This is a genomic window from Providencia sp. PROV209, from assembly GCF_028479485.1.
GTDB classification, from domain to species: domain Bacteria; phylum Pseudomonadota; class Gammaproteobacteria; order Enterobacterales; family Enterobacteriaceae; genus Providencia; species Providencia alcalifaciens.
The window spans coordinates 288,303-314,624 of the sequence record NZ_JAMPNR010000012.1; the positions used below are offsets into that span (position 1 = coordinate 288,303).

At 42.4% G+C, this 26,322-nt stretch carries 28 protein-coding genes; 18 read left to right on the top strand and 10 right to left on the bottom strand.

Going from position 1 to position 26,322, the window contains the following annotated elements; all coding sequences use genetic code 11:
- Positions 1-189: 189 nt before the first annotated feature.
- Positions 190-594 carry an OsmC family protein gene (locus PR795_RS09715; RefSeq protein ID WP_006663031.1) on the top strand — a complete coding sequence of 135 codons (405 nt, stop codon included), beginning with the start codon at positions 190-192 and terminating at the stop codon, positions 592-594.
- A 76-nt stretch (positions 595-670) separates the two neighbouring features.
- On the opposite strand, the gene PR795_RS09720 is transcribed toward PR795_RS09715, so the two are convergent.
- The 3 genes from PR795_RS09720 to PR795_RS09730 are packed head-to-tail and all read right to left on the bottom strand — an operon-like array spanning position 671 to position 2,784.
- A complete protein-coding gene (locus PR795_RS09720; RefSeq protein WP_036966542.1) occupies positions 671-1,537 on the bottom strand; it encodes a phosphoribulokinase in 867 nt (288 codons plus the stop codon).
- A gap of 48 nt (positions 1,538-1,585) precedes the next feature.
- Positions 1,586-1,804, bottom strand: a complete 219-nt coding sequence (locus PR795_RS09725) for a YheU family protein (RefSeq protein WP_006659547.1) — start codon at positions 1,802-1,804, stop codon at positions 1,586-1,588.
- The gene (locus PR795_RS09730; protein WP_006663029.1) at positions 1,801-2,784 is read right to left on the bottom strand and encodes a hydrolase; all 984 of its coding nucleotides are present in this window, start codon (positions 2,782-2,784) and stop codon (positions 1,801-1,803) included. Before PR795_RS09730 ends, PR795_RS09725 begins: the two co-directional genes overlap by 4 nt.
- Before the next feature lie 102 nt (positions 2,785-2,886).
- Between PR795_RS09730 and PR795_RS09735 the strand changes: the two genes are divergently transcribed.
- Entirely contained in the window at positions 2,887-3,492 is a 606-nt protein-coding gene (locus PR795_RS09735; RefSeq protein ID WP_181480509.1) for a LysE family translocator, read from the top strand.
- A 66-nt stretch (positions 3,493-3,558) separates the two neighbouring features.
- Here the strand turns inward: PR795_RS09735 and murP are convergent, their stop codons facing one another.
- On the bottom strand, positions 3,559-5,028 hold the full coding sequence (gene murP / locus PR795_RS09740) for a PTS N-acetylmuramic acid transporter subunit IIBC (RefSeq protein ID WP_181480510.1): 1,470 nt from the start codon (positions 5,026-5,028) through the stop codon (positions 3,559-3,561).
- A 27-nt stretch (positions 5,029-5,055) separates the two neighbouring features.
- Positions 5,056-5,967 carry an N-acetylmuramic acid 6-phosphate etherase gene (gene murQ, locus PR795_RS09745; RefSeq protein ID WP_006659542.1) on the bottom strand — a complete coding sequence of 304 codons (912 nt, stop codon included), beginning with the start codon at positions 5,965-5,967 and terminating at the stop codon, positions 5,056-5,058.
- Between the two features lie 251 nt (positions 5,968-6,218).
- Between murQ and PR795_RS09750 the strand changes: the two genes are divergently transcribed.
- Together PR795_RS09750 and adiA are read left to right on the top strand one after the other, a co-directional pair.
- A complete protein-coding gene (locus PR795_RS09750; RefSeq protein ID WP_181480511.1) occupies positions 6,219-7,079 on the top strand; it encodes a MurR/RpiR family transcriptional regulator in 861 nt (286 codons plus the stop codon).
- A 96-nt stretch (positions 7,080-7,175) separates the two neighbouring features.
- On the top strand, positions 7,176-9,446 hold the full coding sequence (adiA, locus tag PR795_RS09755; RefSeq protein WP_181480512.1) for an arginine decarboxylase: 2,271 nt from the start codon (positions 7,176-7,178) through the stop codon (positions 9,444-9,446).
- Positions 9,447-9,547: 101 nt separating this feature from the next.
- On the opposite strand, the gene PR795_RS09760 is transcribed toward adiA, so the two are convergent.
- The 3 genes from PR795_RS09760 to PR795_RS09770 all read right to left on the bottom strand — a co-directional run bounded on the left by PR795_RS09760 (position 9,548) and on the right by PR795_RS09770 (position 13,828).
- Entirely contained in the window at positions 9,548-10,270 is a 723-nt protein-coding gene (locus PR795_RS09760; protein WP_006659539.1) for an Lnb N-terminal periplasmic domain-containing protein, read from the bottom strand.
- Complete coding sequence (locus tag PR795_RS09765; RefSeq protein WP_224061698.1) at positions 10,267-11,463, bottom strand: peptidase; 1,197 nt, start codon at positions 11,461-11,463, stop codon at positions 10,267-10,269. Before PR795_RS09765 ends, PR795_RS09760 begins: the two co-directional genes overlap by 4 nt.
- 430 nt (positions 11,464-11,893) lie before the next feature.
- Positions 11,894-13,828 carry an ABC transporter ATP-binding protein gene (locus PR795_RS09770; RefSeq protein ID WP_036959717.1) on the bottom strand — a complete coding sequence of 645 codons (1,935 nt, stop codon included), beginning with the start codon at positions 13,826-13,828 and terminating at the stop codon, positions 11,894-11,896.
- A gap of 151 nt (positions 13,829-13,979) precedes the next feature.
- Here PR795_RS09770 and kefG point away from each other — a divergent pair, with 151 nt between their 5' ends.
- From kefG to PR795_RS09800, 6 genes are all read left to right on the top strand, one after another.
- A complete protein-coding gene (kefG, locus tag PR795_RS09775) occupies positions 13,980-14,540 on the top strand; it encodes a glutathione-regulated potassium-efflux system ancillary protein KefG (protein WP_006659536.1) in 561 nt (186 codons plus the stop codon).
- On the top strand, positions 14,533-16,341 hold the full coding sequence (gene kefB, locus PR795_RS09780) for a glutathione-regulated potassium-efflux system protein KefB (protein ID WP_006659535.1): 1,809 nt from the start codon (positions 14,533-14,535) through the stop codon (positions 16,339-16,341). The genes kefG and kefB overlap by 8 nt, the downstream gene beginning before the upstream one ends.
- Positions 16,342-16,350: 9 nt before the next feature.
- Positions 16,351-16,554, top strand: coding sequence for a YheV family putative zinc ribbon protein (locus tag PR795_RS09785; protein ID WP_006659534.1), 204 nt, complete (start codon positions 16,351-16,353; stop codon positions 16,552-16,554).
- A gap of 86 nt (positions 16,555-16,640) precedes the next feature.
- Positions 16,641-17,246 carry a peptidylprolyl isomerase gene (gene slyD / locus PR795_RS09790; protein ID WP_006659533.1) on the top strand — a complete coding sequence of 202 codons (606 nt, stop codon included), beginning with the start codon at positions 16,641-16,643 and terminating at the stop codon, positions 17,244-17,246.
- A gap of 247 nt (positions 17,247-17,493) precedes the next feature.
- Positions 17,494-18,480: an aryl-sulfate sulfotransferase gene (locus PR795_RS09795; RefSeq protein WP_272516822.1), complete on the top strand. Its 987-nt coding sequence runs from the start codon at positions 17,494-17,496 to the stop codon at positions 18,478-18,480.
- A 56-nt stretch (positions 18,481-18,536) separates the two neighbouring features.
- On the top strand, positions 18,537-18,833 hold the full coding sequence (locus tag PR795_RS09800) for a hypothetical protein (protein WP_272516823.1): 297 nt from the start codon (positions 18,537-18,539) through the stop codon (positions 18,831-18,833).
- Positions 18,834-18,837: 4 nt separating this feature from the next.
- On the opposite strand, the gene PR795_RS09805 is transcribed toward PR795_RS09800, so the two are convergent.
- Complete coding sequence (locus tag PR795_RS09805) at positions 18,838-19,059, bottom strand: SlyX family protein (protein ID WP_006659531.1); 222 nt, start codon at positions 19,057-19,059, stop codon at positions 18,838-18,840.
- Between the two features lie 233 nt (positions 19,060-19,292).
- Between PR795_RS09805 and fkpA the strand changes: the two genes are divergently transcribed.
- The gene (fkpA, locus tag PR795_RS09810; protein ID WP_006659530.1) at positions 19,293-20,036 is read left to right on the top strand and encodes an FKBP-type peptidyl-prolyl cis-trans isomerase; all 744 of its coding nucleotides are present in this window, start codon (positions 19,293-19,295) and stop codon (positions 20,034-20,036) included.
- Between the two features lie 72 nt (positions 20,037-20,108).
- Here fkpA and PR795_RS09815 read toward each other — a convergent pair whose 3' ends face one another.
- Positions 20,109-20,792, bottom strand: a complete 684-nt coding sequence (locus PR795_RS09815; RefSeq protein ID WP_181480513.1) for a kinase — start codon at positions 20,790-20,792, stop codon at positions 20,109-20,111.
- Between the two features lie 329 nt (positions 20,793-21,121).
- Between PR795_RS09815 and PR795_RS09820 the strand changes: the two genes are divergently transcribed.
- The 7 genes from PR795_RS09820 (at position 21,122) to fusA (ending at position 26,244) form a co-directional block, all read left to right on the top strand.
- On the top strand, positions 21,122-21,826 hold the full coding sequence (locus PR795_RS09820) for a helix-turn-helix transcriptional regulator (RefSeq protein ID WP_006659527.1): 705 nt from the start codon (positions 21,122-21,124) through the stop codon (positions 21,824-21,826).
- Positions 21,823-22,227: a sulfurtransferase complex subunit TusD gene (tusD, locus tag PR795_RS09825; protein ID WP_036959723.1), complete on the top strand. Its 405-nt coding sequence runs from the start codon at positions 21,823-21,825 to the stop codon at positions 22,225-22,227. Before PR795_RS09820 ends, tusD begins: the two co-directional genes overlap by 4 nt.
- 40 nt (positions 22,228-22,267) lie before the next feature.
- The gene (tusC, locus tag PR795_RS09830; RefSeq protein ID WP_006659525.1) at positions 22,268-22,627 is read left to right on the top strand and encodes a sulfurtransferase complex subunit TusC; all 360 of its coding nucleotides are present in this window, start codon (positions 22,268-22,270) and stop codon (positions 22,625-22,627) included.
- Between the two features lie 39 nt (positions 22,628-22,666).
- A complete protein-coding gene (gene tusB, locus PR795_RS09835; protein ID WP_006659524.1) occupies positions 22,667-22,954 on the top strand; it encodes a sulfurtransferase complex subunit TusB in 288 nt (95 codons plus the stop codon).
- Positions 22,955-23,088: 134 nt separating this feature from the next.
- Positions 23,089-23,463 (top strand): 30S ribosomal protein S12, encoded by a 375-nt coding sequence (gene rpsL, locus PR795_RS09840; protein WP_004265905.1) that lies wholly within the window; start codon positions 23,089-23,091, stop codon positions 23,461-23,463.
- A gap of 97 nt (positions 23,464-23,560) precedes the next feature.
- Complete coding sequence (gene rpsG, locus PR795_RS09845) at positions 23,561-24,031, top strand: 30S ribosomal protein S7 (RefSeq protein WP_004262486.1); 471 nt, start codon at positions 23,561-23,563, stop codon at positions 24,029-24,031.
- 86 nt (positions 24,032-24,117) lie between these two features.
- Positions 24,118-26,244: an elongation factor G gene (gene fusA / locus PR795_RS09850; protein ID WP_006659523.1), complete on the top strand. Its 2,127-nt coding sequence runs from the start codon at positions 24,118-24,120 to the stop codon at positions 26,242-26,244.
- Positions 26,245-26,322: the final 78 nt, after the last annotated feature.

The following is a 26,322-nucleotide window of genomic DNA, read 5'->3' on the forward strand; positions in this document are numbered from 1 at the left end:
AATTGTATAATATAATCAATTGAAACGTTGAGTTTTGATCTTAATCCTATCAACTAAGCATTGTTTGTATCATATCCAATGTCGAATGTCTTCCCTGTATCGCTTCAGCCTAATAATGCTGATATAACATTGTCTAGATATATGGAACAATGAGGCGATAAACATCACTATTTTTTGAGAGGAATAAAAATGGAAGCACGCGTAAAGTGGGTAGAAGGACTCTCTTTTTTAGGTGAGTCAGCATCAGGTCACCAAATTATGATGGATGGTAATGCAGGGGATAAAGCGCCCAGCCCAATGGAGATGGTTTTAATGGCGGCGGGTGGATGTAGTGCGATTGACGTTGTTTCCATCATTCAAAAAGGTCGTCAGGATATTCTTGATTGTGAGGTGAAATTAACGTCACAGCGCCGCGAAGAAGCGCCTCGCTACTTCACTGATATCAATTTACATTTTATTGTCACTGGTCGTGAATTAACAGACAAAGTCGTTGAACGCGCCGTCCAACTTTCGGCGGAAAAATATTGCTCCGTCGCAATCATGTTAGAAAAAACGGTGAATGTGACTCATAGCTTCGAAATTAAAAACGTATAATCGTGTTTATATTCAGATGCTTATCTTTATTATCGATAAGCATCTTATCATTAATCTATTTAATTATAATGCTGAGCTACCCATTACGCTGTTTCATGAGTTTTTCCACTAATGGCATCATAATCAGCTCCATTGCGAGACCTAATTTCCCTCCCGGCACCACAATGGTATTCATTGCTGAAATAAACGAACCATTTAGCATGGATAATAAATAGGGAAAATCAATCTGCTCTAATCCCCTGAAACGAATCACAATAAAACTTTCGTCCTGTGAGGGAATCGCTTTTGCCGAAAAAGGGTTCGAGGTATCAACCGTCGGAACGCGCTGGAAGTTAATATGGGTACGGGAGAATTGTGGCGTAATATAGTTAATATAATCTCCCATTGAACGGACTACGGAATCCATCACGGCTTCCCGAGAATGCCCCCGTTCGGTGGTGTCACGAATAAGCTTTTGAATCCATTCAAGGTTGACGATAGGTACAACGCCGACCAGCAAGTCAACATGTTGTGCCACATCGTGTTCTGGCGTGACAATACCACCATGTAACCCTTCATAGAATAACACGTCGGTATTGGATGGCAGTGACTCCCACGGCGTAAAAGTACCGGGTTGTAACCCATAAGGCACAGCTTCATCGTAGGTATGGAGGTATTTACGAGACTGCCCATAACCGGTTGTCGCGTAGTCAATTAAGGTTTGTTCAAGTAGAGAAAAATCATTGGCTTCAGGACCGAAATAACTAATATGGCGTCCTTGTTCGCGGGCTTTACGGATAGCCATATCCATTTCAGGGCGGGTATAGCGATGAAAACTATCCCCTTCAAGGGTCGCAGGGCGGATATTTAATTGATGGAATATCTTACGAAATGCTTGGCTCGTTGAGGTTGTTCCTGCGCCACTCGAACCCGTCACTGCAATAATCGGATGCTTCTTTGACATAGTGGACTCCCTGTTTTACGCCATGACCACTATTTTTGAGAAACAGCGCTACGGGCGAAACTGGTTATTAGGCATGAAATTTACCGATTCATGTAACTCAGACCAGACTAGCACAATTTCGCCAGAAACTAACTGCCGTTTCACGTCATTCACTTTATCCTGCAAGCTTTTCTCATGGGTGCCATAATCGGTGCCTTCGCGTAAAACATAACTTTCGATGAGATTTTCTAGAGTTTCAGGCGCGAGATCTTTCCACGGAATAATCATGATTTTTGCTCATTCAAATACGATGTTAACCACAACGGAATACGTGTTTCCAACCACATTTGCGGCTTTCTAAAACTGCCACCGACAAATCCAACATGCCCACCATGTTCCGTCATTTGGTATTCAATATTTGCAGGTAAATGGCTTAAATCTGGTACCACTTCCGGCGCCATAAATGGGTCATCTTTGGCGTGGATTATCAGTGTGGGTTTTGTAATCTGTGATAATTTAGGTAGCGCACTGCATTTTTGATAATAATCCGCCGCATCATCAAAGCCGTGGATGCGCGCAGTAATGACATCATCAAATTCGCGAATACGTTTAAGCTGCTTAAGTTGCAATAAATTAAGCGGAAGCGAGCCGGGGTAGCGTACCAACTTGCGCGTTGCATTGCGTTTTAACCCGTTAAGTAGGTAGCGCTGATATAGTTGAGAAATACCTTTTTCCATTTTGATGGAACAGGCTTCTAGCATGAGTGGTGCAGAGACAACAACACCCGCATCCAATTCGGCATTCTCACCATTCTCTGCTAAATAGCAGGCTAACATATTACCGCCAAGAGAGTAACCGACTGCTGCAGTTGGAGCATCCCCCCAGGTTTGTTTCAACCAATGTAAAAAATAGCGAGCATCGCTGGTTTCACCGGAATGATAAATACGTTTTTGGCGATTAGGTTCTCCGCTACACCCTCTAAAATGCATAATTACGCCTAGCCACCCTTGCTTTTGGGCGCTTTCTAACATCCCATGGGCATAAGGGCTTTTAAAATTTCCTTCCAATCCGTGAAAAATCACTAAACGAGGCTTTTTACTTGCTTGTTCTGGGTTTTCGCTCCATGCAAGATCGATAAAATCACCATCAGGCAATTCTAATCGCTGCCATGTGGGGACAATTTTCGGGGTACGCCGAAAGATCCTTGGTAATAAGGTTTGGAGGTGTGGATTTTTTGCCCAACTCATAGGGCGGAAATTTTCTGACATGGCCTTATTTTTTATTTAGTGGGAACGCTTGAGAGTCACATAACATACTGTTATTTTTCTGTGATGCAAGTAAACATATTTAGGTTGAGGAACATAGTATAAATGACTCTGGGGCTAATTTTTTCGCTTTTTACGTTTTTATTCATTGCCGCAGTCACGCCTGGCCCTAACAATATGTTGTTGACCTCTTGTGCCGCTAACTACGGATTCCGTCGTAGTATCGGATTATTATTAGGAATAATGCTTGGAATGCAGTCAATTCTTTATTTGTCTGCATTCGGCGTTGCTACACTCTTACTATTATATCCAGCAATTCATATCGTGCTGAAAATCGTTGGTAGCATTTATTTATTATGGTTGGCATGGAAAACAGCGACTGCTAGCTATGAGCCGTTGAAAACAGATAGCAAAGCCTCTAAAAGTGTAACGTGGTTCCAAGGCGGGTTATTGCAGTTCTTAAATCCGAAAGCGTGGATGATGGGATTAGGCGCAGTAGGCAGTTTTAGTCTGCCTGGTGAGCTATTTACTCAATCCATTATCTTGATGAGCATCGCTTTTGTGGCGGTAAACTTAACGGCAGGCTTGATCTGGATGGGATTTGGTTCTTTGATTGGTGTCTTCTTACGTAGCCGACGTGCATGGTTTATTTTCAATTTGGTCATGGGGATATTAACTGCCGCTTGTGTGCCATTAATTTGGCTGGAGTAATCCATTTCCAATAAATAAAAAAGGCACGTTAAGTGCCTTTTTTTATCGTTCAATTCAAATCATCATCTAATCTAAATCGACATTTTTACTACCAAACAGGTAGGTGAAAATGAATCCACACAGATACGAAACTAAGACACCGCCAGCATACACAGCCATGGCTGGAAGCACGCCTTGGTCAGAGGTCATCAGTGGAATCGCAATTAATCCGGAAGGTCCGAACACCGTATTTAAACCAACAGGTAAGCCCATCCAGGCTACGGCACCAATAAAGAACCCACCGGCAGCACCACCTAAACAGGCTGTCACAAACGGTTTTACTCGCGGTAGCGTGACACCATAGATCAATGGTTCACCGATTCCTAAGAAGCCTGGGAATAACGCTCCACCAATTTGGCTACGCGTCACGGAGCCTTTTTTCGCTTTTACATACAAGGCTAATGCTGCGCCGACTTGGCCCGCTCCAGCCATTGCTAAGATTGGAAATAGTGAGTTAAAGCCTTGGGCTTCGACTAATGCCACATACACAGGAATAAAACCTTGGTGGACACCGAACATGACCGCAATTAAGAACAAGCCTGCTAATACCGCGGTTCCTATCGGGTTACCATTTAAGTGCATGAACAGCCAAGACATTCCTTCGAAGAGCCATACGCCGATAGGCATGATGAAAACAAAGGTAGCAGCCCCAACGATGAGCAGTGTAATGGTCGAGGTTAAAATAATATCTAAGCTTGCAGGAATAATTGTACGAACTTGTTTTTCGACCCAAGCACCGAAAATACAGGCAATCAGGATACCGATAATGTTACCTCTAGGGTCGATATACCAACCAAAGAAGTCTGTCATACCAGAATAGAAGCCTTTAGTGGCAGCCGGATCGTAGCCTAAAATAAACAGTGCTGCGATAATCGCCCCGTTCACACCACTTCCGCCAAAGGCTTTTTGTGCGTTATAACCGATTAGCAGTCCCATAAAGGTGAATAGACCTTTACCAAACACGCTCATATAGGCAATTAAGCTTTTTAGATGGTCCAGCTGAGTTGAATCCGCAGGGAATAAATTTTGGTTTGCTGACAATAATGTTAGCAATGACGCTAATCCCATTAACAGACCTGCGCCGATAAAGCCTGGAATTAATGGGGTAAAAATGGTCGCGAACTTAGATAAAAACCGATGGACTGCACTGGTTTGTTTCTTCTTAAGTTGCTGTTTATTCGCAGAGGCGATCTCTTTCAGATCTTGCGTCGCCGACGCATCGTGAAGCTCATCGGCTTCGCCGCTCTCTAGCATCTGCTTCATTAGATCTGCGGCTGCTTGAGCTTTACCAGGACCAAGAACAACTTGTAGTTGGTCATCACTTTCAATCACGCCAAGTACACCTGCAATTTGTTTGATTGCCGCTTTATCCACGAATTGGTCATCATGTAATGTGAGTCGCAAGCGGGTCATGCAGTTGCCGCATTGCTTGATATTACGACCGCCACCTACGTGTTGCAGGATCTGCTGTATCATTTCATTGGTTATTTTAGCCATACTGTTTCTCTCATAAATATCCGTTGATTAGACGGATTTTGCGATGTTGAGGGCAGTGCGAATAAAGCCATGGTTTTTAGCGAGTAATTGACGAGCTTCATCGGCATTTAAACCCGATAAAATCATCAAAATCGCTGTCTTACAGTGTCTATCACATTGTTGTAATGCAGATTCTGCGGTCTGGCGGTCACATTCAGTTGCCTCCATCACAATCTTGGTTTGGCGTTCGATAAGTTTGGCATTCGTCGCTTCGACATCGACCATCAAGTTACCAAACACCTTGCCGATGCGGATCATCGCTCCGGTGGTGATCATATTTAGAATGAGTTTTTGAGCCGTTCCTGCTTTCATTCGTGAAGAGCCTGTGACAACTTCAGCGCCAACAATAGGGGTAATGGCAATGTCGGCGGCTTGAGAGACAGGGCTGTCAGGGTTACAGCTAATCGCCGCGACGGTAGCACCTAAGGCGCGAGCGTATTTCATGGCACCCAGTACATAGGGAGTACGCCCACTCGCCGCGATCCCAACGAGAACATCGTTTTGATTAAAATTGATATTTTTTAAATCCTGTTCACCGAGTTCGGGTTTGTCTTCTGCATTTTCAACGGCACGAAAGATGGCTTGGTGACCACCGGCAATCAGCCCAATCACTTGTTCATGTGGGGTTCCATAGGTAGGAGGACATTCACTGGCATCGAGGATCCCTAAGCGTCCTGATGTGCCCGCACCGGAATAGATTAAGCGACCACCACGTTGGAAGGCATCGGCAACCTTATCGACCAATTGTGCAATTTGCGGTAAGGTTTTTTCCACAGCCAAAGGGACTTTTTTATCTTCATTGTTAATCACTTGAAGCATTTCAAGGGTAGACAATTGGTCAATGTGGGTGCTGGCTTCATTGCGACTTTCCGTGACCATCTTGCTTAAATCAATCGACATAGTAATAACTCCTTAAACGTATCATGAGGGGTATGCTATGGAATTATTTATTCCTTTGATGTGATGGCTATCACGGTGCAATCTATTCTCTCTTGCCAAAATAAGCGAATAATCTTGGCTGTTTATTACGCGATAAAATAATAATTATTTGAATTTAAATAATTAATTTTCAAGCATTGAGTCTTTATTACAGGAATAATTTATTTGTAAATTTATTCTGTAGATAAAGGTTTACCTTCTTGAGGGCTATTATGACGTTACTTGATACCATCACGTACCTATTACCACGACTCGCGGAAAATCAACGTAAAATTGCGCAATTTATCTTAGAAAGTCCTGAAAAAGTGCTGAAACTGTCCTCTTCGCAATTGGCAGAACAGCTTGGAATCAGTCAATCCGCTATTGTGAAGTTTAGTCAAAAGTTAGGCGTAAAGGGGTATCCCGCGCTGAAACTGGCATTGAGTGAAATTATTGGTCGCCAGCAGCTCGATATAGGAGAACCCCATAGTGCGTTGCATAACCGAATTACTCAAACGGATAGCTTGATGGTGGTCGCCCAGAAGCTGGCATTAGAGAAAAATTATTCCATCACCGAAACAACTAAACGCCTTGATTTTAAAAAGTTTGAAAAAATCATTCAGCGCATAGACAGTGCGCAGCGTGTGCAAATTGTCGGGATTGGAGGCTCAGGTCTCACCGCGAAAGATTTAAGCTATAAGCTCCAGAAGATTGGAATTACGACACTGGTGGAGCCTGATCACCATGTTCAAATTGCCGCGGCATTAACGTTAACACCACAAGATGTACAAATTGTCATTTCCTTTTCTGGAAAGCGTAAAGATATGCTAACTGCCGCCAATATTGGACATCAAAATGGGGCTTGTGTTATTGCGATTACGCGCTCGAAAGATTCTCCTCTAGCGCAAATGTCGGATTATATGTTGGAAAGCGTGGCGGAAGAGAATGAATGGCGGAGCTCTTCTATCTCTTCAAGAACGGCACAAAATACCCTTACCGATTTGTTGTTCATGGCATTGCTACAAAAACGGGAAGATAAAGCGAAAGCCTTGGTGATGAATGCAAAAGTGATGATAAATAAACTTGATGAATAACGATTAATGCCTCGATAACTTTGCAAAATAACTTTATCTGCGTTAAGACTAAAGGAGATATTATTTCGCTTAAAATAATTAATTGAGGGAGAGTCCATGAGGGCGTTGATCGTTTATACCGAGCTAACAGATGAAGATTCTGTGATCAGCCATGCGGTAGCACGGCTGGCAAGTGAACTGAATGACGAGCATGTAGAAACGGTCATTATTCGTGATTTCGAGGATGGTCTTGCCTATATCCGCTCAAATACCAGTATTGACTGCTTGCTTTATGGGCGAGATATGTCTGATAAGGAAGAGCAAGCGCAAGCCCATCGACTAATTACCCAGCTTCATCGTCGTCAAGAAGATGTGCCTGTTTTTCTCTTGAGTGATCGTGAAGAAGCTTTAGTGGCTTTTGACCGAAAAATGATGGAGCAAGTGGATGAGTTTGCGTGGATTTTAGAAGACTCAGCCGACTTTATTGCTGGGCGAGTTCTCGCCGCAATTATTCGCTACCGCGCTCAATTACTCCCGCCATTAATGAAAAGCCTAATTAAATACAGTGATGTGCATGAACATTCATGGGCTGCGCCAGGGCACCAAGGCGGAGTCGGCTTTACGAAAACGCCAGCGGGGCGTATTTATCATGATTTCTTTGGTGAAAACTTATTCCGTACGGACATTGGTATTGAGCGGGTTGCCGTGGGATCACTTCTTGATCACACCGGCGCATTCGGTGAATGCGAAAAAAATGCCGCACGAATTTTTGGCGCAGACCAGTCTTACTCTGTGGTGGTGGGCACATCAGGCTCGAACCGTACAATTATGCAGGCATGCATGACGGATGAGGATGTCGTGGTTATTGACCGTAACTGCCATAAATCCATCGAGCAAGGTTTGATTTTGACGGGAGCAAAACCTGTTTATATGGTTCCAAGCCGTAACCGCTATGGCATTATTGGACCAATTTACCCAACCGAAATGTCTCCTGAAGCTATCCAAGAAAAAATCGCTAACAACCCGTTCACCGCGGATAAACTGGGCAAAAAACCTGCCTATAGCGTAGTGACAAACTGTACTTATGATGGCGTTTGCTACAACGCACGCAAAGTCCAGAATTTACTGGATAAATCTCTCGATAGGATTCATTTTGATGAGGCATGGTATGGCTATGCCCGATTTAATCCCATTTACCGTGACCATTTTGCGATGCGTGATGAAGAACGTAAGGATGACGATCCAACGATTTTTGCGACTCACTCGACCCATAAATTACTGAATGCGCTTTCGCAAGCATCGTTTATTCATGTCAGAAATGGGCGTAATGCCATTGATTTTAATCGCTTTAACCAAGCGTATCATATGCATGCAACTACCTCTCCACTGTACGCTATCTGTGCTTCTAACGACATTGCCGCGGATATGATGGATGGAAATAGTGGGCGCTCATTAACTGACGAAGTGATTCGTGAAGCCATCGACTTCCGTCAATCACTGGGTTATCTCTACAAAGAGTTTCAAAATGATGGGGAGTGGTTTTTCAAGCCGTGGAATCAGGAAACCGTGAAGGACCCTGCAACAGGTGAACGTTACGATTTTGAGTTCGCGCCTGTTGAGCTTTTGATGAAAGAGCAAAGCTGCTGGGTGATGAATCCGGAAGATACATGGCATGGATTCAAAAATATCCCTGCTGATTGGGCGATGCTTGACCCTATAAAAGTGAGTATTCTGGCGCCGGGTATGGGGGATGATGGTAAATTACTGGATTCTGGTGTACCCGCAGCTTTGGTCACAGCATGGCTAAATCACTACGGTATTGTGCCAACGCGCACCACAGATTTTCAAATTATGTTTCTGTTTTCTATGGGGATCACCAAAGGTAAGTGGGGAACATTGGTCAATGCATTGCTCTCTTTTAAACGCCATTATGATGCTAATACTCAGTTAAAAAAAGTGTTGCCGGAAGTGGTAGAAGTCGCACCTGATATTTATGGTGATATGGGGTTGCGTGATTTGGGCAATAAAATGTTTGCGTATTTGCAACGTAATAACCCTGGCAGTCAGCTTAATCAAGCCTACTCCGAGTTACCGAATGTCATGATGAGCCCCCGTGATGCGTATCAACAGATTGTTGCTAATCGTGTTGAAGCCGTACCGTTAGACAAACTGGCTGGACGTATTGCGGCGAACTCGATTATTCCTTACCCGCCGGGGATCCCAATGTTGTTATCGGGCGAAAGCTTTGGAGAAACCGACAGTCCACATATTGGCTATTTGCGTAGTTTACAAGCGTGGGATAGCGAATTTCCGGGTTTCGAGCATGAAACGGAAGGCACAGAAAAAATTAATGGCGAATACCATGTGATGTGCGTGAAAGCTCGATAGTGAGAATGTAATTAAATTTAGGGGTTAATACCGAAAATAGATCCTTATCAGGGATTAGCTAAGGATCTATTGTGTCTTTCTGTCAGTTACTATGAGCGGAATTAACGCCTAATCTGGTGTGAGAATGTGTGGTTAACTAATGGAATGATAGGAATTTTTTGTTTATTAAAATAATCGTTATCTTCAATAAAGCCTAATTGATGGCAATATTGTGAAGCATAGCCACTGACTAAAAGTTTCCAATTGAATTTAAAGTCTGGATAGGTTTTTTTTGCGATTTTATAAATACTGGTTGTGCAGTTATTCCACATAGAATGATATTTTTCATCATTTTCTTTCAATGAATTGATTTTATCCATGTAATTGATAAACAATTCAGTAATAAGTGGTTTATCTAAATTTAAGGGATAAATATAGACTTGCTCATTGCGTAAATTAACCCGCGTACCAATCAAATCCTGCTCATCCGCGACCACATAGATAATATCGTAGTTATAGAAAAAACCTTTCCAAACCGAAAATTGCTGATGTGATTTTCGCCGTGTTTCAATGGAAAAAGAGACATAGTCTCCATTGGAAAAACCAAAACTCAAAAAAACATGGGCAATCATTTTACCAGACCAATGTGACTGTACTAAATCGACACTTTGCAGATCAGACAAGTTGTAATGTTTGGTACCCCATATGTATTCGTTTTTATCTGTGAATTGAAACGAACGAAAATTGTGGATGGCAACCTCTGAAGTATCGCGGTTAAAATCCATAGAGGATTTATAGCGATACTCTGTTCTCCACTCGTCTTTAGGAAGTAAATTACTCATCATCGCATTTTCAATAGAACGGACATGGCTCGGGAGTAATCTAAAACAATCCCCGGTGTCCACGTCATTATACTTGCATGTTTTCTGAGCTGGGACATGACCCAAAGTTCAGGGCTAAAGAGTAATTTAAGTAGCAACATGAAGCCGCCTTTTTTCTCAGTAAAATATCCTTCAGTACTTTTTATTAGCGCTAAAGAGACAACGGTTGAGCAATTACGGTTAGTTAAATTGTAGGTCGTGTCTTTGCTGTATTCACGCCAAAAGGCATCCAGTTTTTCTTTACTGATCCCTTCAATGGTTAATTTGAAATTAGACGGCGGCGCAATTTTCATTTCATCAAGATAACTGATTTGAAAAACGCCAGTGTCATTGTTTTCTTCCGTGGATTTTAATATCTGTAAGAATTGCGCCGTATCGCGGTCAATATCTTTCTCTGGGTAGTGGCTGATATAAATCTCATCGAGTTCAAAGGCGACATGCCCTGTACTAATGACCCCCTGAGAATTGCGGGAGACAATGTAGCGCTGGATAATTTTAAAAAATAACGGTAGTTGCCCTGTGGTTGTCCAAACATGTAGGGTGCCGGATTCTCTGTCTGAAGATGAGTGATTACGTACAAAAGTTATTTGATCCACATCATCGGATATCCGGCTACTGACGACAAAATAGTACACAAAGAATGAGTCTAGGGAGAAGATCATAATCAGCGTACCGACATCCCAATAGACTTGGCGGGATGAATAGTCAAAAGACCATGGAATAAAATTCCATAAGCCAAGTAAGAACTCAATAATGGATACGGTAAACATCAGTTTCCAGCGCTGAAACTTTAAAACCACGCTGTTGGACATTTTCCAGATAGCGCTGACCATCAGATATAAGCCAGTAATAAAGCCAGAAAGAACGGTTTCCCAAGCATGTATTTTGGAAAACAAGACAATGTAGACCATAAGCAGCAGCACTAGCCCACGGCTGATTCGTAATCCTCGAGTGGCACCTTGGCAATATGCTGAGCAAACAAAGGAGCGAATGGCTTCCAATAAAATTGGAATACATAGAAAAATCATGTACTCATGGGGATCTGCAAAAAAAGGTAATAAGAAAAAGCAGGCGCCAATAAACACACCAAAGAGTGTTAATGCGAGAATAAACCAAAAATATTTTTTTGCTGTGTTTCTGCCATAGAGCATTGTCATTATATAAATCATGCTGTACCAACCATAGAATCTAGATAAGTGCTAATGCCTTATCTTTATAGGTTTTTATTTTTTAATTTGTCGGATAGGCTTCATTATAATGGGGATATTACAGTGACAAAATAGATGCTCACTGAAGTGTTTTACTATGATTTTAATCTATTGAAGAATAAGTGTTATTTTTAATATTACACTTTCTTTGATTGGTTTTAACTGCTTAAAGTTAATGATATGTTAATATTTAAATCTATTAATTACACCTCAAATCTTCAGATTATTTTTTAAAAAAACTATAAATAAGATTTTTATGTGTAATTTAAATTTTTAAAGGTTTTGCACTAATTAAGAATATCTAATTTGGTCTTATTGTAAAAATAGCCCTTATTAATATGACCTTAATAAGGGTTTATTCATTGAAATAAATTACCGATTAACCTGCTTCAAACTCATTGGTCATGGTTTCTAGCTGTTCTTGTAAATCCATCCACTCCATTTCAACGTCTTCGAGTGCGGATTTTTGTTCTGTCTGTTTCTTCAAACAGTCAGTGAGCTCCGCTTTTTTATCTTGCTCATAAATGGCTGCGTCAGATAATTTTGCCTCTAATTCTGCCAAGGAAATCGAATACTTTTCCATTTTCTTTTCCAATTCCGTCATTTTTTTACGGATGGGTTGAGTCAGTTGACGGAACTCGGCTTCTCGGCGTTTTTGGTCTTTTCTATCTTGAGCCGTGACAGTTGAGGTACTGGCTGGTTTTTCTTTATCAAGCAGTTCTCGTGCTTGCTGCAATTCCATTTTGTTTTGTTCGGCTAACCATTGTTGGTAATCTTCAAGGTCGCCATCAAATTGCTCAACTTTTCCGCCATGAACCAGATACAGCTCGTCGGTTGTGGTGCGCAGTAAGTGTCTATCATGGGAAACCACCACTAAGGCCCCTTCGAAAGCCATTAATGCTTCAGTCAGTGCTTGGCGCATGTCCAAGTCTAAATGGTTGGTTGGCTCATCGAGTAACAGTAAATTAGGGCGTTGCCAGACAATCAGCGCTAATACTAGGCGAGCTTTTTCACCACCGGAAAATCGTCCACTAGGATCAGTCACTTGGTCGCCTTTAAAGCCAAACCCTCCTAAATAGTCACGTAACTGTTGTTCCGTTTGCTCTGGTGCTAAGCGGGCAAGATGCTGCAACGGGGATTCATCAGCGTGCAAATATTCTAATTGGTGCTGGGCGAAATACCCCAGTTTAATGCCCTTGGCGAGGGAAATTTCACCGTGCAATGGGGGTAAATCTCCCGCTAACATTTTGATTAATGTTGATTTACCTGCACCATTTCGCCCAAGTAAACCAATGCGTGAGCCGGGGACTAAATTCAATTTAATGGATTCTAATACCACTTTTTCACCGTAACCAGCACTGACTTTTTCCATTTTTAATAATGGGTTAGGTAAGCTTTCTGGTTTGCGGAATGAAAAATGGAATGGGTTATCCACATGTGCAGGGGCAACCATCTCCATACGCTCAAGCATTTTAATACGGCTTTGAGCTTGCTTCGCTTTCGTTGCTTGTACTCTGAAGCGGTCAATGTAGCTTTGTAAGTGAGCGGCTTTGGCTTGTTGGCTCTCATACAGAGCCTGTTGTTGTGCCAATTTAGTAGCACGTTGACGCTCGAAAGAGGAGTAGTTACCCGTGTATTCGAACATCGTTTCTTGTTCGATATGCAGCACTTTATCGATAATAGGATCGAGGAAGTCCCTATCATGGGAAATCAAGATCAGTGTGCCTGAGTAGCTCTTAAGCCATTTTTCCAGCCAAATGACGGCATCTAAGTCTAAGTGGTTCGTTGGTTCATCGAGCAACAATAAATCAGAACGGCACAATAGGGCTTGCGCTAAGTTCAAGCGCATACGCCAGCCACCCGAAAAGGATTTTACTGGGGACTGTAGTTGTGCCTGACTAAAGCCTAAACCATGTAGTAGGCTGGCCGCACGGGATTGAATCGTCCATGCATCAATGGCATCTAACTGTCCGTGAACCACGGCAATGGCATGACCATCATTTTTTTCATTCGCTTGCTGGAGTTTTTGTTCTAGGGCACGAAATTCGCGATCGCCATCAATCACATACTCAATACAAGGCACATCAAGGGCTGGGGTTTCTTGATTAACCCATGCCATTGACCAATTGCTTGGAAAGGTTGCTGATCCTGCTTCTGCTTGTAATTCACCTTTTAGCAGTGCCAGCAATGTGGATTTTCCGCAGCCGTTTTTACCCACTAATCCGACTTTCTGTCCCGGATTGATAGTCGCAGTTGCATTGTCCAGCAGAACACGTACACCTCGGCGAATTTGTAATGAAGAGAAAACAATCATAGAAACCGTCTATTGAAAATATGTTAAATTATTGAGTTAGATATATTCGAATAAAAAAGTTATTACTGAAATATATTCAGCTTAAAATACATTTAGCAGGCTGCATGGTAACGGAAAATTATCCGCCTGACACGCCTTTGAGGAGGGAAAGATGTCAAATTCGCTAAAAGTACTGGTGGTCTACGCTCACCCAGACCCCCATGAGTCAGTTGCTAATCGTCTGTTATTAGATGCGGTGCGTGATTTTGATAATGTCACTATCCATGATTTATATGCAACATACCCCGATTATTTTATTGATGTCACCGCAGAACAAAAGCGACTTTGTCAGCATGATGTCATCGTATTTCAGCATCCTCTCTATACTTATAGTTGCCCCGCTTTATTAAAAGAGTGGTTTGACCAAGTGCTGACTCGCCGGTTTGCCACAGACCAAGGTTATCAAAAGTTAAAAGGCAAATATTGGCGTTCGATTATTACGACAGGGGAGCCAGAAGAGTCTTACCAGCATGGCGGCTATAATCGCTATCCGTTATCCGAAATTCTTCGCCCATTTGAATTGACTGCGTTGATGTGTGATATGCAGTGGCTAGAACCGAGTATCATTTATTCTGCCCGTCGACTGAGCAAACAACAATTACAGCAAGCAGTTGAAGAATATAAACAATGGATGAAGCAGCCCCTCAATATGGGAGATATTTCAAATGGATGAGTTGAATCTATTTGAGTCGGTGATCATATTTTTATGCGCCGGTGTTGTGATGGTGCCAATTGCCCAAAAAATCCGATTGGGTGCGGTGTTAGGGTATTTACTCGCTGGGATCATCATTGGTCCTTTTGTGTTGGGTTTTATCCGCAATGTGAATGATATTCTGCATTTCTCTGAGTTAGGTGTTGTCTTCTTAATGTTTTTGATAGGACTCGAGCTGAAGCCATCTAAATTATGGGAACTGCGTCGGTCAATTTTTGGTGTGGGAACCATCCAAGTGGTTGTCACTGCGGTGCTAATGGCAGGGGTGCTCATTCTGGCACAATTTTCTTGGCAGGCTGCGGTAGTCGGTGGCTTGGGCATGGCGATGTCCTCGACGGCGATGGCGCTGCAATTGATGAACGAAAAAGGGATGTCTAATCAAGAAAGTGGGCAGCTTGGTTTTTCCGTTTTACTGTTCCAAGATATGGCCGTTATCCCCATTATGGCGTTGATTCCGTTATTAGCCGGTGATACGGGGAGCAGTGATTGGTACAAAATTGGTTTGAAAGTGGTAGCGTTTGTAGGGCTGTGGGTTGTCGGTCGCTATTTATTACGTCCACTATTTAGACTAGCCGCCAAGTCGGGGGTGCACGAGATTTTCACGGCAGCCGCGCTGTTAGTGGTATTAGGTTCGGCACTGATTATGGAAAGCCTAGGGTTCTCAATGGCGTTGGGAACATTTATGGCTGGAGTGATGCTGGCGGAAACAGAATTCCGCCATGAACTAGAGATTAATATCGAGCCGTTTAAAGGATTATTGTTAGGGCTGTTTTTTATCTCTGTTGGGATGTCTCTGAATCTACAAGTGTTGTGGACTTACCTTCCACAAGTCTTGATCGCTGTTGTAGTATTAGTCGCGGTGAAAGCACTGGTGTTGTATGCGCTAGGGTTTGTGGCTCGCTTACGTAATGGTGCTCGCGCGCAGTTTTCTGGGGTACTGAGCCAAGGTGGGGAGTTTGCCTTCGTGATTTATGCCACCGCGTTTGGCGCGAGTGTTATTGATGAACGTCAAATGGACCTCTTGTTGGTTGTGGTGACTTTGTCGATGATGACAACGCCACTTGTGATGCAGCTGATAGATGCGTATCTCAACCGCCGTTATAATCAGCAAGCGACATCGACAGAAAAACCGTTTGTGGAAGATACTAATCCTCACGTTATTTTAGTGGGATTTGGGCGCATGGGGCAGGTGGTTGGTCGTTTGTTGATGGCGAATAAAGTGAACATTACGGTGCTTGAACAAGATGTCACGGCAATTAGCACGATGCGCCGCTATGGATATACCGTTTATTATGGGGATGCGCGTGAGCTGCAACTTCTTCGTTCGGCAGGCGCGGATAAAGCGAAATCGATTGTGATCACCAGTAATGTGCCTGAGGAAGTGATGGAAATTGTGCGTATTTGCCAAGAAAACTTCCCTAACTTGCATATTATTGCACGAGCTAAAGGGCGTTTAGAAGCACACGAATTATTGCACAGTGGCGTGACGGATTTCAGCCGTGAAACCTTCTCAAGTGCGCTGGAAATGGGCAGTAAGGCGCTAGTTAGTACCGGTATGCACCCTCATAAAGCTTATCGAGCCAAGCAACATTTCCGCAGACTCGATATGCGTATGTTACGCGATATCATTCCTGAAAATGAAAACAGCGACAGCGGGCAAATCTCACGCATTAAAGAGGCGCGGCGTGAACTTAACGAACTTTTCGAAAAAGAGATGCAAAGAGAAAATCGCCAACCGCATAGCTGGAATAACGAACAGTAAGGTAGAAAAATGGCAGCAACACGTAAGCGTTTTATTGCTGGGGCAACTTGCCCTAAATGCAAGTCTCAAGACACCTTAATGATGTGGCGAGAAGACAAAATTGATGTGGTTGAATGTGTGAGCTGTGGGGATCAACAGCGCCAAACCGAAGGTGATGCCACTGAGCATGTGAGAAAGCAAGAACAAGTTATTGGGATTTTTACCCCAGAATAAGAGAATTTTGTCAATTCTCAATACAGCACAATTGTTTTCCGGTACAATTGGCAAAAATTTTTCCCTTACGGGTCGTAGGAGATGTCATGAAAGTAGCAAAAGACTTGGTTGTAAGCCTCGCTTACCAAGTAAGAACAGAAGACGGTGTTTTAGTTGATGAGTCCCCGGCAAACGCGCCAATGGATTATCTGCATGGCCGTGGATCTTTAATTTCTGGTCTGGAAAAAGCATTAGAAGGTCGTGAAGTTGGCGAACATTTCGATGTCGAAGTCGCTTCAGACGATGCATATGGTCAATACGATGACAACTTAGTTCAACGCGTACCAAAAGATGTATTCATGGGCGTTGACGAGCTGGAAGTGGGTATGCGTTTCTTAGCGGATACTGATATGGGTCCAGTTCCTGTTGAAATCACTGGCATCGAAGGCGATGAAGTTATCGTCGACGGTAACCATATGTTAGCAGGTCAAAACCTGAAATTTAATGTTGAAGTCATGGCTATCCGTGAAGCAACAGAAGAAGAAATCGCACATGGTCACGTCCATGGTGCTGATGGTCACGACCATGACCATGATCACGAAGGTGGTTGCTGTGGCGGTGGCGGTCATAGCCACGGTTCAGAAGGCGGTTGCTGTGGTGGTGGCGAAGGTCAAGGCCACGGACACAAGCATGGTGGCTGTGGTTGCCACTAATCTCTAAAAAAGAGATTCAATAAAAAGTGAACTCGCTTTTTATTTCGAAAGTAGGCTCAACATTTTATGTTGGGCTTTTTTTTTACTCAACATGCAGTCTCAAGCATTCAATGTTATTAAATTTAATAATTACTGAAATTTATTGTAAATCAGTTGGTTATTTTTCTAACTTATAATTCCCATGATTTTTATCGAGATTAATTTCTTTGTTTATCTCGTGTCATTGTCTCAATTATCGAGGAAAATCATGATGGGAATGCCCTCTATTTACCCTACAAAAACAACAATTTATAAACCAGATAAAGCCTGGAATGGTTATACATTATTTTCAGTGGCTAATAAGGGCGCTGTGCTTATTGATATGAATGGCAATGAAGTTCATGTTTGGCAGGACAGTAATGGAGTGCCTTGTAAAATGTTACCTCGAGGCAATCTGCTGAGTTATGAATGGTCAAAAGAAGGTGATAAATATCGCGAATATACTCGGTTGGTCCAGCGGGATTGGGACAATAACGAAGTTTGGTCATTTGATCGTGTCGAATTATTGACGGATGATGATGGGGAGCAATATTGGTCTGCAAGAGCCCATCATGATTTTCAACGGGAAGGAAACCCCGTCGGGTATTATACGCCTGACTTGATATCCCCTATCTATGAAGGCAAAACATTATTACTTTGCCATCGAAATATTCAAAATCCTCAAATATCAGATAAGCCATTACTGGATGACGTCTTTGTTGAGGTTAATTGGCAGGGAAATATTGTATGGACTTGGGCGCTCAGTGATCACTTTTCAGAGCTCGGTTTTTCTGAAACCGCAAAGAATGTCTTTTATCGTAACCCTAATCTCATATCTGATGGTGTGGGGGATTATTTACATATCAATAGCCTATCTCGGCTTGGTCCCAACAAACACTATGATAATGGCAATACTGATTTTCATCCTGAGAATATAATATGGAGCTCTCGGGAAGCGAATATTATTGGAATTACCAGCCGTGAAACAAGAAAGATTGTATGGCAAATTGGGCCTGATTATACCCATGATAATGTTAAACATTTAGGGGGGATTATTGGTCAACATCATGCCCATCTTATTCCTCAAGGGTTACCGGGTGCGGGGAATATTTTACTGTTTGATAATGGCTGGCAAGCAGGCTATGGGCAAGCAACGCCAACCTCGCTTTATGGATTAAAAATGCGTGTCGTGACTATTCTCGAGTCTTGGAGATAGACCCGATCAGTTTAGATATTGTTTGGCAGCATTCTGCAAATGAGCAGGGATTTAAAATGCCGACGAATCGTTTTCGATTTTTTAGTCCGCATGTTAGCAGCGCACAACGACTCCTCAATGGTAATACATTGATTACAGAGGGCGCGGATGGACGAATTATTGAAGTTACTAAGGAAAATAAAATTGCTTGGGAATATATTTCCCCCTATACCGATGAACAATACGCTTGGGATAACATGATTTATCGGGCTTATCGAGTTCCCTATGAATGGGTACCTCAATTGGATAAGCCCGAAGAGGTGGCCTTGCCTGATATTGATATCTCCCAATTTCATATCAGGGGGAAAAGTTGAGAGACTAATAATGGGGAGGGGGAGTCTCTTCTTCAGGACGCGCTAGGTGAGATGATTGCGACGCTTTCAATCTTTCCGCAACGATACGCAAATGTTCCTGCATTTTTGACAGCTGCATTTGTTGTTCTGTGATCACTTGGTTGAGCTGTTCAATGGTTAATTCTTGAAAGGCAACTTTGCTTTCCAAAAGTTCTAAACGCTGTTCAAAATTGTTTGATGAATCCATTTTAGGATCTCCTTATGGGTTCTCACCATGAAAAAAACATCATAATAACCGAACATTACAAATCAACAGATAAGTTTTATTTAAAGGTGTAGGCGTTGAAACCTCTTTTTGTTAATGTGGTCTAAGATATTCTTATATTTATTGTGTTAACTGACAGCTTGTTTTTTAAGATAAGGAACAGCTATCAATAAAAATGAGCGTTATAGCTCGAATAATAGCTATCGGAGATTAGGATGAAATCACTGTTTAAGGCAAGTCTATTAGCAACAACATTAGCATTCGCTTTCACTGCACCACAAGTTATGGCAGAAGAAGCAAAAACACAAGCAAGCGCGTTTAAAAATGCAGAAGAGCGTAACGCGTATGCATTAGGTGCCTCTTTAGGTCGCTATATGCAAAACTCTTTAGAAGAGCAAAAATCTATTGGCATTAATCTGGACAAAGCCCAATTATTAGCTGGTGTGCAAGATGCATTCAGCGGCAAAAGTAAAATGACAGATGCGCAAGTTGAAGAAACGTTACGCCAATTCGAAGGCCAAGTGAAAAAAGCGGCTGAAGATAAAATCAAAGCTGAATCTGCTGCTAACGTGAAGAAAGGCGAAGAGTATCGCGAGAAGTTTGCGAAAGAAAAAGGTGTAGTGAAAACTAAGTCTGGTCTGTTGTACAAAATTGAAAAAGACGGTACAGGCGCAAAACCTAAAGAAGACGAAACAGTGGTCGTGCACTATAAAGGTTCTCTGGTTGATGGAACAGAATTCGATAGCTCTTATTCACGTAATGAACCACTAACTATCCCATTGAATTCAGTCATTAAAGGTTGGACAGAAGGTTTAGCTAACCTGAAGAAAGGCGGCAAAATGACATTAGTTATCCCGCCAGAATTAGCGTATGGTGAAAACGGTGTTCCAGGTATTCCTGCGAACTCAACGTTGATCTTTGATGTTGAATTATTAGATATCAAACCAGCTGCTAAATAATGTTTGAGTGAGCGCTACATGATGTAGCGCTCTTCGTATAAGGGAATAAATGACGACCTAAAAAAGCGTTGTTTAATCGACCCAGCCTCTTAAAGATAGTTCGATATCATACGTATCCGCGATTACTGCAAGATTTTCATGAAATTCATCACTGGCTATTGATTGTTTACGGTGATTTTTTGTGTAAAAAACCATATCAGAATCAATTAAGTACAGGTTTTTATCTGAACCTTCCTTTACATTACCTTCCGAGTCTATGTCGTACATGACCCTGTCTTTTGAATTCATAAATTCAACAACTTTTTTACCTGTCACGGAATGACCTTGAATAAATTTAGACACTAAAACATGTTCACCATTACTTAAGTTGGCTTCTCGTGAGTAATCAGAATCATTGAATTCATTGGTAATTCGAGAGGTTCGAGCACAATTAGAATTAGAACCTTGAAAGGAATCTTCAGTTAACGCTATTTTTATGACATATGACCCTAATTTGTAGGCTCGACCATAATTGCCTTCACCGATTAATGCTCCATAGGTAGAAATGTACTCTTTACTGTGGTTTTTTAATGCGTTGGCAAAAGTATCAATATCTTTGTTTGTATCTTGGTTTATATAGGAAAAGTAGAGTTGATTGTAAGTGTTTGAAACGGAGGCTAGGCTATGAGTGAGACCTTTTTGAATCTGTTCGACTAAGTAAGTTGAAGTTTTTTGCAAGATATCTAGCATGCGAGTATGCGCATTTATCATTGGCATTATTTATGTCCATATCTAATATTGCTAAGACTTTGAAGGCTATTACTTAAACTCCGTAACATCTATTATAAAACGCGGTTAATATAAACACAGCCATTCGGCTCTTGTGTAGCGATTGATTTACGTAAAGATTGTGATAAAACATACTCTCTTGCATTCATTCGCTTGACGGCAACGCCTCGGAGTTTTAACTTCAATAGATTCGTTTTTATTTTTAATCATCACATCCGTTGACTATGTACAACAGAATGAAGGCAAATGAGTCGAATAATGAATGCCTCATTGGTTGACTGGATGAATTTTATACACTTTAGAAGGATGACGTTGAAATGTCTGATGCATTACAATCCCAAGACCTCAGTGATATTAATATTCTAGATAACCAGCCGTTTACTGAGACTGACCACGAAATTTTGAAATCATATGAAGCTGCGGTTGACGGGCTCGCTATGCTAATTGGTGCGCATTGTGAAATTGTTCTTCATTCTCTAGAAGATCTAAAATGTTCAGCAGTGAGAATAGCTAATGGTCAGCATACAGGGCGTAAGATTGGCTCGCCTATTACTGACTTAGCGTTAAGAATGCTCCATGACATGGCCGATGCAGAATCAAATGTATCCAAAGCGTATTTTACGAAGGCTAAAAGCGGTGACCTAATGAAATCCGTGACGATTGCGATTCGTAACCGTAAGCAGCGTGTTATTGGTTTACTGTGCATTAATATGAACTTAGATGTACCATTCTCAGAAATTATTAAATCATTTGTTCCTGAAGAAAAACAAGAAGTGACTTCAGATGTAAACTTCGCATCTTCTGTTGATGACCTAGTTGCTCAAACATTGGAATACACCATTGAAGAAGTCAGTAATGACCGTAATGTTTCGAACAATGCGAAAAATAAGCAAGTGGTTCTGAATCTATACGAGAAAGGAATTTTCGATATTAAAGATGCAATCAATCAGGTTGCTGACCGCCTGAACATTTCGAAGCACACCGTCTATTTATATATACGCCAATTTAAGAGTGGTGAATGAGTAAAGCAAACCCGCTAACATATTGTTTGTTAGTGACAGGCCCTGCATATGGCACTTCGCAATCAGCGAGTGCCTATCAATTTGCCAATGCTCTTCTTGAAGAAGGGCATATATTGAAGTGCATTTTCTTTTATCAAGATGGCGTTCTTAACGGCAACACCTTGACTTCTCCCGCGACTGATGAATTTGATTTAATCAAAGCATGGCGTAAACTTGCACAAGAATCTGGGTGTGAAATGAACATTTGTGTTGCTGCGAGTCTGCGCCGTGGTATTACCGACGAAGAGCAAGCACAAGCATTGTCATTGCCAGCCTATAACTTATCTGAAGGTTTTGTCATGAGCGGCTTAGGCAGTTTAGCTGAGGCGATGTTGACAACAGACCGAACTATTCAGTTTTAAGTCTGAACACCATGAACAGCACAACGATATAAGGTATTTTGTGAAAAAGATTGCGTTTGTTTTTACGACGATGCCTCATGGCAGTGCCAGTGGACGAGAAGGGCTGGATGCATTATTGGCAACTTCAGCATTGACTGAGGATATTAACGTATTCTTTATTTCGGATGGTGTATGTCAACTACTTGCGCACCAGCAACCCAAAGAAATTTTGGCTCGAGACTATATCGCGACATTCAAAGTCCTACCATTGTATGATATTGAAAATATTTACCTGTGTTCTGAATCATTACAGGAAAGAGGGATTAGCCAGCAGAATGATTGGGTTGTCACTCCTGAATTTTTAACGCCACAACAAATTCAAGCACACTTATCTGCTTGCGACGTCGTGCTTAAATTTTGATCTTGCGTTCAATTTTTGATCTGTAGTAGGATCCCGCCTATGTTATACACCTTAGCCACTTCTCCATTTAAAAGCGATTTTTCCGCAATGCTGCGGTTAGTCACAAATGAAGACGCTATATTGTTGTTCCAAGATGGTGTTCTGGCTGGTATTTCGCGGTCTAAATATCTTCTTGAATTACAAAATAGCGGAGCTCAAATTTATGCCTTGGATGCAGATATTTACGCCCGAGGGCTGCAAAATCAGATCGCTGATGGCGTTTCTATCATCTCATACCAAGGTTTTGTAAAGCTAACTGAAGCTCATAAGCAACATTTTGCCTTATAAAGTCACTAAAAGTTGTATATTTCTTGACACCCGAGCCAGTCGGCAATAAAATTTCGCGTCCTCGTGTATCGTCATGTTGGCGAACGAGGTCAAATCCGTGTTTACGAAGCAAAAAACCAGGAGCTTTTTTAATAATGGCAACTATTAATCAGCTGGTACGCAAATCTCGTAGCTCGAAGGTTGTTAAAAGCAACGTTCCAGCACTGGAAGCTTGCCCGCAAAAACGTGGCGTATGTACTCGTGTATATACTACCACTCCTAAAAAACCAAACTCAGCATTACGTAAAGTATGCCGTGTTCGTTTAACTAACGGTTTCGAAGTTTCTTCCTACATTGGTGGTGAAGGCCACAACTTGCAGGAACACTCCGTAATCCTGATCCGTGGCGGTCGTGTTAAAGACTTGCCAGGTGTGCGTTATCACACCGTTCGCGGCGCACTGGACTGTTCTGGTGTTAAAGACCGTAAGCAAGCTCGTTCTAAATACGGCGCGAAAAAACCTAAGGCTTAATGGATTTCCGTTAAGTAAGGCCAAACATTTTAATCTTAATGTCAAAATACTCTCGTAGAGTTTTGGACAAACCTGAATTAACAACGGAGTCATATCCATGCCACGTCGTCGCGTAATTGGTCAACGTAAAATTCTTCCAGATCCTAAGTTCGGATCAGAATTACTGGCCAAATTTGTAAATATCCTGATGGTAGACGGGAAAAAATCTACTGCTGAAGCAATCGTATACAACGCACTTGAAACCCTTGCTCAGCGTTCTGGTAAAACTGAACTTGATGCATTCGAATTAGCACTTGATAACGTGCGTCCGACTGTGGAAGTTAAATCCCGCCGTGTTGGTGGTTCAACTTACCAAGTTCCAGTTGAAGTTCGCCCGGTTCGTCGTAATGCCCTGGCAATGCGTTGGATCGTTGATGCTGCTCGTAAACGCGGTGATAAATCTATGGCGCTTCGCCTGGCAAACGAATTATCAGACGCTGCTGAGAACAAAGGTTCCGCTGTTAAGAAACGTGAAGACGTTCACCGTATGGCAGAAGCTAACAAGGCGTTCGCACACTACCGTTGGTAATCTCTTACCAATCTTAGTGATGTATCTCAGGGTAGCTTTCAGCTGCCCTTTATATGAAGAATTGAACGCCCACGAGAGAGGAAAAAATGGCCCGTCAAACGCCCATAGCACGTTATCGTAACATCGGTATCAGTGCACACATCGACGCCGGTAAAACCACAACTTCTGAACGTATTCTGTTCTATACTGGTGTAAACCATAAGATCGGTGAAACCCACGAAGGTTCTGCAACAATGGACTGGATGGAGCAAGAGCAAGAGCGTGGTATTACTATCACTTCCGCTGCGACTACTGCATTCTGGTCTGGTATGGCTAAACAGTATGAACCACACCGTATCAACATCATCGACACCCCGGGACACGTTGACTTCACAATCGAAGTAGAACGTTCTATGCGTGTTCTTGATGGCGCAGTAATGGTTTACTGTGCAGTTGGTGGTGTTCAGCCACAGTCTGAAACCGTATGGCGTCAGGCTAACAAATATAAAGTTCCACGTATCGCGTTCGTTAACAAAATGGACCGTATGGGTGCGAACTTCTTACGTGTTGTTGAGCAATTAAAAACACGTTTAGCAGCTACTGCAGTTCCACTGCAATTACCAGTCGGCGCAGAAGAGTCGTTCACTGGTGTTGTTGACTTGCTGAAAATGAAAGCAATCAAATGGAACGACGAAGACCAAGGCGTTACCTTCGAATACGAAGATATCCCTGCGGACATGCAAGAGCTGGCTGAAGAGTGGCACAACAACCTGATCGAATCCGCTGCAGAAGCATCAGAAGAACTGATGGAAAAATATCTGGGCGGTGAAGAACTGACTGAAGCTGAAATCAAAGGCGCTTTACGTCAACGTGTTCTTGCAAGCGAAATTATCCTGGTTACCTGTGGTTCTGCATTTAAGAACAAAGGTGTTCAGGCGATGCTGGATGCGGTTGTGGATTACTTACCAGCTCCTACAGATGTGCCGGCAATTAACGGTGTTCTGGACGATGGTAAAGATACTCCAGCTGAACGTCATGCAAGTGACGAAGAGCCGTTCTCATCTTTAGCATTTAAAATTGCAACTGACCCATTCGTTGGTAACCTGACATTCTTCCGTGTTTACTCCGGTGTTGTTAACTCAGGTGATACCGTTCTGAACGCCGTTAAAGCGAAGAAAGAGCGTTTTGGTCGTATCGTACAGATGCACGCTAACAAGCGTGAAGAGATTAAAGAAGTTCGCGCTGGTGACATCGCGGCTGCAATCGGTCTGAAAGACGTAACTACAGGTGATACTTTATGTGCAGTTGATGCACCAATCATCCTGGAGCGTATGGAATTCCCAGAGCCAGTAATCTCTGTTGCAATCGAACCAAAAACTAAAGCTGACCAAGAAAAAATGGGTATCGCATTAGGCCGTCTGGCTCAAGAAGACCCATCATTCCGCGTATCAAGTGATGAAGAGACTAATCAGACTATCATCGCTGGTATGGGTGAATTACACTTGGACGTTCTGGTTGACCGTATGCGTCGTGAATTCAAAGTTGAAGCGAACGTCGGTAAACCACAAGTAGCTTACCGCGAAGCAATCACGACTAAAGTGACTGACATCGAAGGTAAACACGCGAAACAGTCTGGTGGTCGTGGTCAGTACGGTCATGTCGTTATCGATATGTACCCACTGGACAAGAAAGACAAAGATGGTCTGCCAATGGACTACGAATTTGTCAACGAAATCAAAGGTGGTGTAATCCCTACGGAATACATTCCTGCGGTTGACAAAGGTCTGCAAGAGCAGCTGAAATCTGGTCCATTAGCGGGTTATCCAGTAGTTAACATGGGTGTTCGTCTGCATTTCGGTTCTTACCATGATGTTGACTCCTCTGAATTGGCGTTTAAACTTGCGGCATCAATCGCATTTAAAGACGGCTTCAAAAAAGCGAAACCAGTTCTGCTTGAGCCAATCATGAAAGTTGAAGTGGAAACTCCAGAAGACTACATGGGCGATGTAATTGGTGACCTGAACCGTCGTCGTGGTATGATTGAAGGTATGGATGACTTACCTACTGGTAAAGTTGTTCGTGCACAAGTACCATTATCCGAAATGTTCGGTTATGCTACTGACCTGCGTTCTCAGACACAAGGTCGTGCTTCATACTCTATGGAGTTCCTGAAGTACAATGAAGCGCCAAACAACGTTGCACAAGCTGTAATTGAAGCTCGTAACGCTAGATAATCGATTTTTATCGATTTAACTACTTTAATTTAAGTTCCTTCTCATCGTGAAGAGGGAACTCCATAAGGAATAGAGTCG